Genomic DNA, 11926 nt, shown 5'->3' on the forward strand with positions numbered 1-11926 from the left:
CGGGCCCGTGCATAGCGCCTCCCGGACCTCACGTCACCGGGGCACCTCGTCTGCGCAGCCACCGAGCGCCATCAAGCAGGCGGGCAGGCAGGCTGGAGCGCTCCGGGTTGTTCAGCGAACCATGCCAGTGCGCGGTCCCAGAGCGGACGGGCGCTCTTCCGGAAGTAGCCCACGTGCCCAATCGCCCCGAGCTCGCCGGGCTCGAGGTCGACGCGCTCGATGGGCGCATTCGGATAGGCGTTCGAGAGGAACGCATCCCGGGAGCTCGGCGGCGCCCACGCGTCGTCCAACGCGTTGACGGCCACCATCGGCACCCGAACCCGCGCGCATTGCTCACGCAGCTCGGGGACCTCCGGGTCGTCGAGGAAGTAGCGCGGGAAGCGACACCATCGTCGCCACTGGCGATACACGTCCAGCGGCAGGTCCTCCCCCATGCCGATGACACTCCACGGCAGATAGCCCTTCCAGCGAACGAGGGGAGGAAGGATGGCGTTCCAGAGCAGCAGGACCCGGACGCGCTCGAGGGGCGCCATCCAGCCGTGCCACCCGGCTCCCGCCGCGAACACCTGACATCCAGCCACGCGGTGGTGATTCGGAATGAGCCCCAGCGCATGGCCGCCAAACGAGTGCGCGGCGATGAACAGCGGGATGCCGTCATCCGCCATCGAGTCCACCGCGGCGGCCAGGTCGAGGCGCGCCCAGTCGAGGAACGACGCCTTGAAACCCACGAGCGAGCCGGGCTTCGAACGTCCAATCCCGCGATAGTCGAACGTCACGGTCTCGAACCCGCGGCTCGCCGCGTGCGTCGCGAAGTGCGCGTAGAACGTCTGCGGAACGCCCGTCGCGCCCGCGACGAGGATGCGCCCCCGAAGCGGAGCGTTCGAGGCATATCGGGTTGCGCCGAGCGAATAGCCATCCGACGCGCGCAGCGTGGTGGGTTCGCCATGAACGGGGCCGGTCACCGCTGCTCACCGGCCCCGAAACGTCGCGGCCCGTCGCTCCATGAAGGCCATGAGCGCCTCCTGGGCATCCTCGGTCCCCGCGAGCCGCTGGATGGCTGGCAGCAGCTTCGCAGCCGCGGCGCGCTCTCCCTCGAGAACAGCGGTCCTCGCGCTCTCCAGCGTGGCCTTGATGGCGAGGGGAGCCTTCGACGCAATCCGATTCGCGAGGCTCATCGCCGTGGCCATCAGTGCGTCCCGCGCGACGACGCGCTGAACGAGTCCCAGCCGGTGAGCCTCGCGTGCATCCAGCGCGTCGCCCGTGAGCAGGTACTGCATCGCGTTGCCCCAGCCAGCGGTCTGGACCCAGCGGGCCGTGCCGCCGCCGAACGGAAAGATGCCGCGGTCGATTTCAATCTGCTCGAAGGTCGCGTCCTCGGAGGCAACGGTGATGTCGCCCGCGAGCATCAACTCGATGCCGAGCGTGAGGCACTTGCCATGGACCGCGACGACGAGCGGCTTCGTCCGCGCGGGGCCGTGCGTCGCCCAGGGGTCCATCCCCGCCGAGCTGAACAGGCTCTCTGCTTCACCGAGCCGGGGAAACACATCCATGAGGTCGAGGCCCGCCGTGAACATCGAGCCATGCGCGAACAGCACGCTGGCTCGGACGGCATCGTCAGCGTCGGCGCGCGCAATCGCCGCTGAAAGCTGCTCGATGAGCGCGATGTTCATGGCGTTCCGCTTCTCAGGGCGGTTCAGGCCAATCTTCCGCACGAATCCTTCGGTCTCTTCTGTCACGAGCGAGCTCATGGGGCACCTGCCGGGTCCTCCGGCCCTTTACCAAACGGTCGTTAACTTAACGAGCGTTTGCCATTCGCCCTGCTCGATGTCAAGGTTGCGACCATGAGGTACTCGAAGGAGCACGCGGGGGAGGTCCGGCAGCGCCTCGTCACCGAGGGCGGACGCCACATCAAGGAGCGCGGCGTTCAAGGGGCCGGCGTCGACGGCATCGCTCGCGGAGTCGGACTGTCCGGCGCCGCGCTGTACTCGCACTTCGAATCCAAGCAGGAGTTCCTGTGCGCGATTCTCCGCGAGGAGCTCGGAGCGAGCGCACGTCGCTTTCTCTCCGCGAACGCGACGCTCGAGCAGGTGCTCGCGCGGTACCTGAGCCTCGCACACGCACGAGCCCCCGCGGCGGGCTGCGCGCTGCCCGCAATCACTTCGGACATCGCTCGGGGTGACGAGAAGGTTCAGCGGGCGTTCGAGGCCGGCTTCTCCGACGTCGCCGCGGCGCTTGCCGAGAAGCTGGGTAGCCGCGACGAGGCCCTGGGAGTCATCGCCGCGGCCATCGGAGCCGTCACCCTGGCCCGTGCGCTGCCGGATGACGCGGCCGCAACCGAGGTCCTGGAGTCGACACTCCGACTCATCACCGACAGCCTCCAGGTGAAAGCGAAGGGCCCGAACAAACGAACCGGGCGTCGCGTCGAGCGCTGACGCGGCCGCGCTTACCGCCGCTTCGCCGAAGCCACCCTTGGCGTCACCAGCGGCGCCACCCAGCGCTCGTCCACGGACGCGAAGCCCGCCACCAACTCTCCCGCGAGATATCCGCGGTTGCGCTTGTCACGGCGGCGAATCCAGTCATTGAGGACGCGGCCGCTCTCGTCCTTCCGCGCGTCGGGACGGGCCAGGTTGAACTTGCCGCGCTTCACCCCGCCTCCGGCCTTGTGCACGAACGTCACCGTGCCGTCCGGACCGATGCGCTCGACGATGCCGATGTGCGTGAGCCCATCGTCGAGCCGCCCGTTCTTGTTCCGGTCATGCGTGTCCCGGAAGAACACCATGTCCCCGGGCCGGGGCGTCTCGCGCAGCGTGCCCAGCCCCGAGGCCTTCCGATAGATGGCCTTCACGCCATTCTCCCCAGGCAGGGTCCGCTCCGGCATCAGACTGAGCCCGGGCTTGCGGTACGCGAGCTGCGTGAAGCCCGAGCAGTCGTCGTTCACCGTCGTGCTCACTGTCCGCAGCGTGCTCAACCCCACCCACGATTTCGCGCGCCACACGGCCCGCTCCGACAGCGAGACGGACGTCTGACGCTTCGCCGTGCTCCCGCGAGCGGCCCGCGCTTCGCCGCCCCACAGCAGCATCCCCAACACCGCCCCCACCCACACTCCACGATGCATACCCGCGCGCCAGAGCAACGCGCATGCCGCACCCGCCCGGCCGCTGGCTCGTCCACCCGTGGACACCTGCGTGGGACGCCGGTGCGACGCCTGTGAGGAATTGATTTCCCACACGGGACCTTGGGGCGACCCAAGGTGGAAACCTCCGTCCCCGCCGGAGCCCACGGCGGCGTCACGCCGCGCACGCGAAAAGGACTCACGCGCCCGGCCGGGTGCTAGGAAGGGCGGCGGTGCGGGGGAGCGTTTGCCCGTTGCCGCTTCACTGCCTGCCGTACCCACCGGGTGGGCGGCACCGGGACCCGCCCGCACGGGTGCCCCTGACACGGGGCGTCCCTAGCTTCAGGCCGTTGGAGTCAGACCTTCGTGAGCTTCGCCTACTACGACAACCTCTCCACGGCCCAGCAGCGCGTCTACCGGATGAGCGACGGCATCGCCGAGCTGCGCCTGCGCGAGCCCCGCACGCTGGCGCCCCACGTCGAGGCGCTGCGCCAGGCCCTGGCCTCGGGCGAGCGCGCCGCCCTGGAGCGCGCCACCGCGCGGCTGGGTGACGCGCTCTGCGAGCGGCTCGGCGTGGCCCCCGTGACGGTGGAGGTGCTGGAGGTGCGGCCCTCCTCGGAAACGGGCGAGCTGCACGGCCTCTATACGCAGACGCCGGGCCGGCGCCCCCACGTCCAGGTGTGGATGCGGACGGCGAAGCACGGGCGCGTGGTCGCCTTCCGCACGTACCTACGCACCTTCCTCCACGAGCTGTGTCATCACCTGGACTTCATGCTCCTGGAGCTGCCCCACTCCTTCCACACGGAGGGCTTCTTCAAGCGCGAGTCCAGCCTCTTCCACCAGCTCGTCCCACGAGCGCCCACCTCATCACCCCGCCGCCCCCGCCCCTCAAGGGTGTGACGGCGGACAACAAACGCCACATAAGTCAGGGCACGACGCGGCCCGGACGCTACATTCCCCCTCCCTATGGCGCATCCGACCGAAGACAAGAACTTCCGCCTGCCGAACACCATCCGTCCCTGTCGCCACGTGGCCACCGTCACGTTGGACCTGGACGCGCGGGCCTTCTCCGGACAGCAGACCATCGAGCTGGAGCTGGCCGAGCCGGCGAAGGAAATCATCCTCCACGCCATCGCCCTGCAGCTCGGTGAGGTGACGTTCCGCGCGGGCGGCGAGCAGCGCAAGCCGTCCTCCCTCCAGCCCATGGCGCAGAGCGAGACCGTGGTGCTGCGCTTCGACACGCCGCTGCCCAAGGGCCCCGCGACGCTGGACGTGGCGTGGACGGGCCGCTTCACCGAAGGCCTGCGCGGCCTCTATCAGGCGGGCAAGGTGGCGGCCACGCAGTTCGAGGCCGCCGACGCACGCCGCCTCTTCCCCTGCTTCGACGAGCCGGCCTTCAAGGCGAAATGGGCCATCTCCGTGCGCGCGCCCGAGGGGCTCACCGTGCTGGGCAACGGCCCGGTGGTGAAGGACGAGAAGGACGGCAACCTGCGCAAGGTGACGTTCCAGGAGACAGAGGTGCTGAGCAGCTACCTCATCGCCCTCGTCGTCGGCCCGCTGGTGGGGACTCCTGAAGAGAAGGTGCAGGGCGTGCCGGTTCGCACCTGGTCGTTGCCGGAGAAGGGGCACCTGACGCGCTTCGGCCAGGACGTGGCGCTCAACGTGCTGCCCCGCCTCCAGGAGTACTTCGGCCTGCCGTATGCCTTCACCAAGGTGGACCAGGTGGGCATCCCGGACTTCGAGGCCGGGGCCATGGAGAACGCGGGCCTGATTACCTACCGCGAGGTGGCGCTGCTGCTGGACCCGGCCACCGCGCCCCTGTCCGTGCAGAAGCGCGTGGCGGAGGTGGTGACACACGAGCTGGCGCACCAGTGGTTCGGCAACTGGGTCACCATGGTGTGGTGGGACGACCTGTGGCTGAACGAGGCGTTCGCCACGTGGATGGCCTTCAAGATTGTGGACCAGTGGCGCCCCGAGTGGCGCATGTGGCTGGACTTCGACGCGCACCGGGCCAGCGCGCTGCACCTGGACGCGCTCAAGTCCACGCACCCCATCCACGGCGAGGTGCGCAACGCGAGCGAGGCCGGTGAGAGCTTCGACGCGATTACGTACGAGAAGGGCGGCGCGGTGCTGCGGATGATTGAGGGCTTCCTCGGCGAGGGCCCCTTCCGCGAGGGCATCCGCCAGTACATGCGCAAGCACGCGCGCGCCAACGCGGTGAAGGAAGACCTATGGAACGCGCTGGGCGAGGCCGCGAAGCAGCCGGTGGAGGAGCTGGCCACGGCGTGGGTGGGCCAGAGCGGCTTCCCGCTGGTGACGGCGAAGCTGGACGGGCGCACGCTGCACCTGTCGCAGCGGCGCTTCTACTCGGAGCCCGGCGTGAAGAGCGACGAGAAGTGGCCGGTGCCCATGGTGCTGCGCTTCGAGGACGCCTCGGGCGTGCACGAGCAGCGCGTGCTGCTACGGGAGCCGCAGGCCGCGGTGAAGCTGGAGGGCTCGGGCGACGTGAAGTGGCTCACCGCCAACGCGGGCTCCACCGGCTTCTACCGCGTGGCGTATGACAAGCCCGCGCTGGAGAGGCTGGCCGCCAACGTGAAGGCGCTGGCTCCCTCCGAGCGCATCTCCCTGCTGGCGGACCAGTGGGCGCTGGTGCGCTCCGGGCAGGCGTCGATTGCCGACCTGCTCGATTTGGCCGGCCGCTTCGGCGACGAGGAGGACGACTCCGTCCTGGACGAGCTGGTGGGCCGGTTGGGCTACGTGGAGAGCCGGCTGGTGGATGGCGAGGAGCAGGAGCGCTTCCGCCGCTGGGTGGAGCGGCTGCTCGGCCCGGGCCTGAAGAAGATGGGCTGGCAGGCGGCCGCCGGCGAGTCGGACCGGGTGAAGCTGCGGCGCGCGGCGCTGGTGCGCGCGGTGGGCGGCCTGGCACGCAGCCCGGAGGCGCTGGCCGAGGCACGCCCGCGCGTGGCCCGCATGCTCAAGGGCGAGAAGGACGCGCTGGAGCCCAACCTGCTGGACGTGGCGGTGGCCATGGTGGCGCGCGCCGGGGACGCGGAGCTGTTCGAGACGTTCCTCCAGCGGATGCCCAAGGAGCCGGACCCGGCCACGCAGCGCCGCTACCTCATGGCCCTCACCGGCTTCGAGGACAAGGCGCTGGCCGAGCGCGCGCAGGGGCTGCTCTTCACGGACACGGTGAAGACGCAGGACGTGGCGAGCTTCGTGGCGGGCCTCTTGGGCAACCGCACCGGCCGCGAGGCGTGGTGGGCGCAGATGCAGAAGCGGTGGAAGGACGTGACTGCCCGCACGGGCAGCGCGCCCATGCTGCTGCGCCGCATCGTCGAGGCCCTGGGCATGCTCCGCACGCGCGAGCACCTGGAGCAGATGAAGGCGCTCTTGCAGGCTAACCCCGTGCCCGAGGCGCAGCAGGCCACGGCGCAGACGCTGGAGCGGCTGTCCCAGGACGTGGCCCTGCGTGAGCGCTGCGCCGCCGAGGTCTCCGCCTGGCTGAAGAAGCAGCCGTGAAGACGACCCTGACGCCCGCCAGCATCTCCGGCGCCCGCGAGGCCCTGCGCAGGGCCAACACCGCCTTCGCGCGGAGCTACCCCGGCGAGTCACCTCGCCGGCAGCCCGTGCACGTGGTGTACGGAGGCGCGCACCTCTTCCGCGCGAATACGGCGCGGAAGCTGGGGGACCTCGCGCTCGCCGCGCTGAAGGAGTACGCCCCGGACGCGGCCGAGCTGGCCCACAGCCTGGGGCTGCCCCAGCGCGGCCGCTTCGCCCAGCGCGTCTACGGGCGCGTGGTGGACAAGCTCGAGCGCGAGCCGGTGGAGGATTTGCGCATCGACTTCGAGGACGGGTATGGCCACCGCTCCGACGTGGAGGAGGACGGACATGCCATCTCCTCCGCGACGGAGCTGGCTCGCGGACTGGAGGCGGGCTCGCTGCCGCCCTTCATCGGCATCCGGGTGAAGTCCTTCACGGAGGAGCTGTTCGACCGGGCCTCGCGCACGTTGGATTTGTTCCTCACCACGCTGCTGGAGCACACGGGCGGGAAGCTGCCTCCGTCCTTCGTCGTCACGCTGCCGAAGGTGTCTCTGCCGGAGCAGGTGTCGGCGCTGGCGCGCATCCTGGAGGTGCTGGAGACGGAGAAGGGGCTGACGCCCGGCTCGCTGGGCATGGAGCTGATGGTGGAGACGCCGCAGGCCCTGTTCGACACCGAGGGGCGGCTCCACCTGCCCCGGCTGGTGGCGGCGGGCGCGGGGCGCTGCACCAGCGTGCACCTGGGCGTGTACGACTACACGGCCGCGCTCAGCGTCAGCGCGCATGCGCAGAGCATGCTGCACCCGGCCTGTGACTTCCTGCGGGACGCGGTGCAGGTGTCGCTCGCGGGCACGGGCGTCATGCTCGCGGACGGGGCCACCAACGTCATGCCGGTGCCGCCGAACAAGCCGCAGGGCGAGGAGGCGATGCTGCCCACGCACCGGCGGGAGAACATGGAGGCGGTGCATCGGGTGTGGCAGCTCTCGTACCGGCACATCCGGCACTCGCTGGAGCGCGCGTGGTACCAGGGCTGGGATTTGCACCCGGCGCAGCTCCCCGTGCGCTACGCGGCCGTGTATGCGTTCTTCCTGGAGGGGCTGGACGCGGCGTCGCGCCGGCTGAAGGCGTTCCTGGAGAAGGCGGCGCAGGCCACGCTGGTGGGCGATGTGTTCGACGACGCGGCCACCGGACAGGGGCTGCTCAACTTCTTTCTGCGCGGGCTGGGCTGCGGAGCACTGAATCAGGACGAGGTGCTCGCGGCGGGCCTCACGCTGGAGGAGCTGAGGAGCCGCTCCTTCCGCACCATCGTCGAGTCACGCCGGGGACGCGCCACGGGCGGGTGAGCGGGTCCGGGGCGTGCTGTTCGGAAATGTCGGGACATTTCGCGCGCGGAACCCCCGACATTTCCGAACAGGGGGCCCTCGAGACGTCACTGGACCGGCCCTGGGGTTGGTCCACGTCCCCCGCGTTCCTCCTTCCCAGGTGCCTTGAACGATGCGGCGACTCATCCTGCTGTTGTGCCTCACCACCGCCTGCGCGAGCCCGTCACGGACCTCCCGGCCGGGAGCCGGAGAGACTGGGACGAGGGCGGGCGGCACCGCGGAGGGAGCCCCCACCACCGTACCGCGGGAGCCCGAGCCCACGGGCCCGTTCGCGCGTGAGCTGTCACCGCTGCCGAAGCACCGCGTGGACTCACCGGAGCGCATCTTCACCGCCGAGGTGGAGGCGAGCGCCCCGCCCACGCTCGCGCGCAATGAAGGCTCCACGCGCATCGACATCCCGCTGGGCACGGAGGCCGCGCTGGCATGCTTCGTCTATGAGCGGCCGCTCGATGCGGCGGGCGCGCTGCTCGCGGTGGCAAAGGCGGTGCGCGAGGGCCCGGAAGTGACGGTGCGGCGCATGGAGCCCACGGAGGTCTCCGTGGTCGCGGGAGCGCCGGTGCTGTTCCTCCGTGTGGACTACGAATCGACGACACCGGGAGGCACGGGCGCGGGGCAGATGAAGCTGATGGTGAGCGCGAGCCCGGAGCTCCCGCTGCTCTGCGCGCACGACGAGCCCGGCTATGCGAAGACGTTCCGCCGCATCACCCTGGACCTGGCCCGCACGCTCCAGGTGCCGGGCCGCCCGCGTCCTGCCGCACGGAGCGAGGAACTGCACGTGCTGAAGCTGGAGGGAAGGCTCGCCGGCTTCGAGTGGCGTGCGTCGCGAAGCGAAGCTCCCGGTTACACGCGCACCGAGTCCACCACCAGCCTGCTGCTCCCCCGCGCGGACGGCACACTGCGCGCGGAGGACGTCACCACCACCACGCTGACCGATGAACTCGGGCACCTCGGGGAACTGCGCTACGCCCGCGCGGAGGACGGCACCCTGGCCATGCAGGTGACTCTGCGGCGCGAGAAGGAGCCGACGTCTCGCCCGACAGCGGCTGCCGAGGCCGGCTCGAAGAACGCATCAACGGCGGACAAGGACTCCGCCGCGCGGCTCGGGCCTGCGCCTCGCACCACCGAGCCCGCCGGCCCCGAGGGCCTCACCGCCCCCGGTACCACGTACCGCTACGAGGGCCGACAGGGTACACGCGCGCTGAAAGGCACCTTCACGTCGAAGCGGGGACTCGCCACCGACGAAGACATCCGCCTCGCCGTGAGCCGCTGGCTGCTGACAGGCAAGCGGCCACAAATCGTGCTCGACGTATACCGCCCCGGCGACGACGCCAGCGCGCCGGTGGAGCTCCTCCTGCGCAAGGACACCTCTCCGGGCGCCGGGTCCCGCGCGCTCACGTTGACCACGGGCGCACGCACCGCGAGGGCCAGAGCGAACGCCGAAGGACAGCTCGAATGGCTGGAGGTCTCCCGCCCCGAAGGCAGGCTCACCTCCGAGCGCCTCCAGGCCGGGCCCTGACGCCCTCGCGCCTTTCCGCACGCGAGACGGTGCGTCCCAACATCAAGCACTCACGGTTATCGATGGGGCCGCCGCTGGAGCAGTGCCCCCAGCTCCGAGCCGCTCCATGTCACCCTGATGCCCGTCCTATCGATAACCATGAGTTATCGATGAGCGCTCGGCTTGTTTGATGCTGTGAGCGAACCCGACCGCTAGGTTCACGCCTCATTCCTGGGGGTGACCTTTGAACAAGTGGCTGAAGCACGTACCGGGTGTCTTCTTCGACGTGGCATGCCTCGCGGGTGGAGGCTTCGCCGCCTTCTGGGCCTTCTACGGGTGGTACGAGGGAACCCTGGGAGACTTCTGGTTCGTCCGGCTGACGATGATGCTTCTTCCCGCGGCCCTGGTTGCCCTGCTCTCAGCGCTACTGCTCAAGGAGGCCCCGTGGCGCTGCTGGCTGCGCTTCGCGGTGTTCGAGGTCGGGTCCCTCTTCTTCCTCTATGGGGCTGCGGAGCATTCCTGGCGCATCGGATTCTGGAGGTGGTACGAGAGCCCACTCCACATCACGCTGGCCATCCTCGCGGACGCCGCCATCTACGCCGCGATGCTGGCCGCCGTGTGGCTGAGCCGGCGCATGATGCGTCCGGCCTGAAGCCGCCCTCTCACCACAGCATGTCCTGGTCTTCCGTGACGCCGGGCACGTTGGACAATTCGAGCGTCCGCCCGCCCACCTTCACCGTGCCCTCGAAGAAGCCCACCGGCTGCGCGAAGTGACTCACCACGAGGCGCAGGTTCTTCTCCTCACGGTGCACGTGGAACGGCTGGAAGCGCAGGTCCACCGCGCCGTCCACCGTCGTCAGCCGCCACGGCGCCATCAGGTCCTTCGCGTTGTATTCGAACCGCGCCCGGCCCAGCGGGTACAGCCGGTCTCCGAGCCAGAATGCATTCTCGTTCGCCTCGGCGTTGCTCTCGTTGAAGCCCTCCACGAGGTTGATGCCCAGCGGTGTCCCATCCGCCAGCCGCCCCGACGCGAAGGCCCAGCGCCACGCCGTGTGCCGCGCGAGGTAGCCCTGCGTGTAGTCCATTCCGCCCACGCCGCCGTCGAGCCGGAAGCGCTTCCCACCCGCCTCCAGGCTGCCGAAGGTCAGCAGGCCGTTTCGCTTCATCGTCACGTTGACGAGCCCGTCCCCCTCCACTGGCGCAATCACCGTCAGCGCGGGCGGGCCACCGGCCACCAGCAAGTCCCCCGCCCACTGGAAGGACTGGAGGCTCCCGGTGCGAAGCCGGCTGACGTCCACCTCCACGCGGTAGCGCTCGTCCTCCTCACCGCGCCGTATCGCCAGCTTGCCGCCCAGCGTCCGGAAGCACGCGTTGAGCCCCGCACCGGGCTTGTCGCCCAGCTCCACCATGGGCCCGGGCGCGCCCAGGAAGCTCACGTCACACAGCGGCCGGCGCTCCTTCAAATCCAACGCCACCGCGAAGGCGCTCGCCGTGTAGCCCAGGTCCACCACCGCGAAGAGGGCCGCGACCTCCGGCGTGGCCGCGAAGGTGTAGTGCCAGCGCTTGCGCTTCAGCAGGCGCGTGGTGCGCGTCGGGGACCACTGTCCCTGCAGCTTGGGGAGGTCCACCTCGGGCAGCTCGCCCTGGTATGTGCCGAATCGGGGCTCACCCCGCGCCGAGGCCACGGAGGGCGGTGCGGGGGGAAGGGAGGCTTCTCGCTCAGGCGTCATCTCCCCCCATCTGAGGACAACCGCCCGCGGATGTCATCCTGCGTCGTCGGACAAGGGCCAGCCGCCGACATTGCCGCCCCCGGGGGCTACCAGGTGATGTGTAGATCGAAACTCATGGGTGAGTGGCGCTCGGTGGCGATGGTCGCCTCGGTGCGCGCCAGCTTGAGCCCCTCCAGCAGGACGCCCGACATGAAGTCCGGCGTCACCTGGACCTCGTTGCGGAACTCCATGCGGAAGGTGCGCTCACCCACCTGCACCGGCGTCACGCGCAAGGGAGAGCTGTCCATGCGCAGGTGGTCCGGGAAGCGCTTCAGGTAACGCACCGGCCCGAGCATGGGCAGGGCCACCAGCACCACCCGGCCCAGCAACGTCTGACCGAACCCCTGCACGAAGACGCGCCCCAGGTGCCGCCGCGCGTCCTCGATGGGCATTTCCGGGAACAGGTGCCCGCACGCCGCGTCCACGCAGCGGTTGAGCACGCGGATGGGGTACTCCATCTTCAGCGCCCGCACGTCCACGCCCTCGGCGCGCAGCAGGTCCGCGAGCACTCCGTCCGCCCGGAGCCCCTTGACGAAGAGGCTCTCGAAAATCATCGCCCGACTCATCGGCTCGGAAGGCATTGGCGACACAGCCTCACACCGTCTGGAATGAAACGGAAGAGGCGGCAGGC

General features: G+C 69.9%; 11 protein-coding genes. 6 read left to right on the forward strand and 5 right to left on the reverse strand.

The features are described 5' to 3' along the window. Nucleotides 1-71: 71 nt before the first annotated feature. Both ACVTJA_RS47890 and ACVTJA_RS47895 read right to left on the reverse strand, forming a co-directional pair. Nucleotides 72-962: an alpha/beta hydrolase family protein gene (locus tag ACVTJA_RS47890; RefSeq protein WP_465830996.1), complete on the reverse strand. Its 891-nt coding sequence runs from the start codon at nt 960-962 to the stop codon at nt 72-74. A 6-nt stretch (nt 963-968) separates the two neighbouring features. Beyond that, nucleotides 969-1748, reverse strand: a complete 780-nt coding sequence (locus tag ACVTJA_RS47895; RefSeq protein WP_465830998.1) for a crotonase/enoyl-CoA hydratase family protein — start codon at nt 1746-1748, stop codon at nt 969-971. 93 nt (nt 1749-1841) lie between these two features. Here ACVTJA_RS47895 and ACVTJA_RS47900 point away from each other — a divergent pair, with 93 nt between their 5' ends. Then, on the forward strand, nt 1842-2432 hold the full coding sequence (locus tag ACVTJA_RS47900; protein ID WP_465831000.1) for a TetR/AcrR family transcriptional regulator: 591 nt from the start codon (nt 1842-1844) through the stop codon (nt 2430-2432). An 11-nt stretch (nt 2433-2443) separates the two neighbouring features. On the opposite strand, the gene ACVTJA_RS47905 is transcribed toward ACVTJA_RS47900, so the two are convergent. Then, nucleotides 2444-3115: a CHAP domain-containing protein gene (locus ACVTJA_RS47905; RefSeq protein WP_465831002.1), complete on the reverse strand. Its 672-nt coding sequence runs from the start codon at nt 3113-3115 to the stop codon at nt 2444-2446. A gap of 363 nt (nt 3116-3478) precedes the next feature. Between ACVTJA_RS47905 and ACVTJA_RS47910 the strand changes: the two genes are divergently transcribed. The 5 genes from ACVTJA_RS47910 to ACVTJA_RS47930 all read left to right on the forward strand — a co-directional run bounded on the left by ACVTJA_RS47910 (nt 3479) and on the right by ACVTJA_RS47930 (nt 10178). Beyond that, complete coding sequence (locus ACVTJA_RS47910) at nt 3479-4012, forward strand: hypothetical protein (protein WP_465831004.1); 534 nt, start codon at nt 3479-3481, stop codon at nt 4010-4012. A gap of 66 nt (nt 4013-4078) precedes the next feature. Then, complete coding sequence (locus ACVTJA_RS47915) at nt 4079-6631, forward strand: M1 family metallopeptidase (RefSeq protein ID WP_465831006.1); 2553 nt, start codon at nt 4079-4081, stop codon at nt 6629-6631. Beyond that, nucleotides 6628-7992 carry a DUF6986 family protein gene (locus ACVTJA_RS47920; RefSeq protein WP_465831008.1) on the forward strand — a complete coding sequence of 455 codons (1365 nt, stop codon included), beginning with the start codon at nt 6628-6630 and terminating at the stop codon, nt 7990-7992. The genes ACVTJA_RS47915 and ACVTJA_RS47920 overlap by 4 nt, the downstream gene beginning before the upstream one ends. 151 nt (nt 7993-8143) lie before the next feature. Beyond that, nucleotides 8144-9547 carry a hypothetical protein gene (locus ACVTJA_RS47925; protein WP_465831009.1) on the forward strand — a complete coding sequence of 468 codons (1404 nt, stop codon included), beginning with the start codon at nt 8144-8146 and terminating at the stop codon, nt 9545-9547. A gap of 223 nt (nt 9548-9770) precedes the next feature. Then, a complete protein-coding gene (locus ACVTJA_RS47930; RefSeq protein ID WP_465831010.1) occupies nt 9771-10178 on the forward strand; it encodes a hypothetical protein in 408 nt (135 codons plus the stop codon). 10 nt (nt 10179-10188) lie between these two features. On the opposite strand, the gene ACVTJA_RS47935 is transcribed toward ACVTJA_RS47930, so the two are convergent. Beyond that, the gene (locus ACVTJA_RS47935; RefSeq protein WP_465831012.1) at nt 10189-11256 is read right to left on the reverse strand and encodes a DUF2804 domain-containing protein; all 1068 of its coding nucleotides are present in this window, start codon (nt 11254-11256) and stop codon (nt 10189-10191) included. Between the two features lie 86 nt (nt 11257-11342). After that, nucleotides 11343-11849 carry a DUF2378 family protein gene (locus ACVTJA_RS47940; RefSeq protein WP_465831014.1) on the reverse strand — a complete coding sequence of 169 codons (507 nt, stop codon included), beginning with the start codon at nt 11847-11849 and terminating at the stop codon, nt 11343-11345. Between the last annotated feature and the right edge of the window lie 77 nt (nt 11850-11926).

Source organism: Pyxidicoccus sp. M6 (genome assembly GCF_055568925.1).

Coding starts and splice junctions, on each gene's coding strand:
- ACVTJA_RS47905 (WP_465831002.1), bottom strand. CDS start 3,115: ATGCATCGTGGAGTGTGGGTGGGGGCGGTGTTGGGGATGCTGCTGTGG.
- ACVTJA_RS47935 (WP_465831012.1), bottom strand. CDS start 11,256: ATGACGCCTGAGCGAGAAGCCTCCCTTCCCCCCGCACCGCCCTCCGTG.
- ACVTJA_RS47895 (WP_465830998.1), bottom strand. CDS start 1,748: ATGAGCTCGCTCGTGACAGAAGAGACCGAAGGATTCGTGCGGAAGATT.
- ACVTJA_RS47940 (WP_465831014.1), bottom strand. CDS start 11,849: ATGATTTTCGAGAGCCTCTTCGTCAAGGGGCTCCGGGCGGACGGAGTG.
- ACVTJA_RS47900 (WP_465831000.1), top strand. CDS start 1,842: ATGAGGTACTCGAAGGAGCACGCGGGGGAGGTCCGGCAGCGCCTCGTC.
- ACVTJA_RS47925 (WP_465831009.1), top strand. CDS start 8,144: ATGCGGCGACTCATCCTGCTGTTGTGCCTCACCACCGCCTGCGCGAGC.
- ACVTJA_RS47915 (WP_465831006.1), top strand. CDS start 4,079: ATGGCGCATCCGACCGAAGACAAGAACTTCCGCCTGCCGAACACCATC.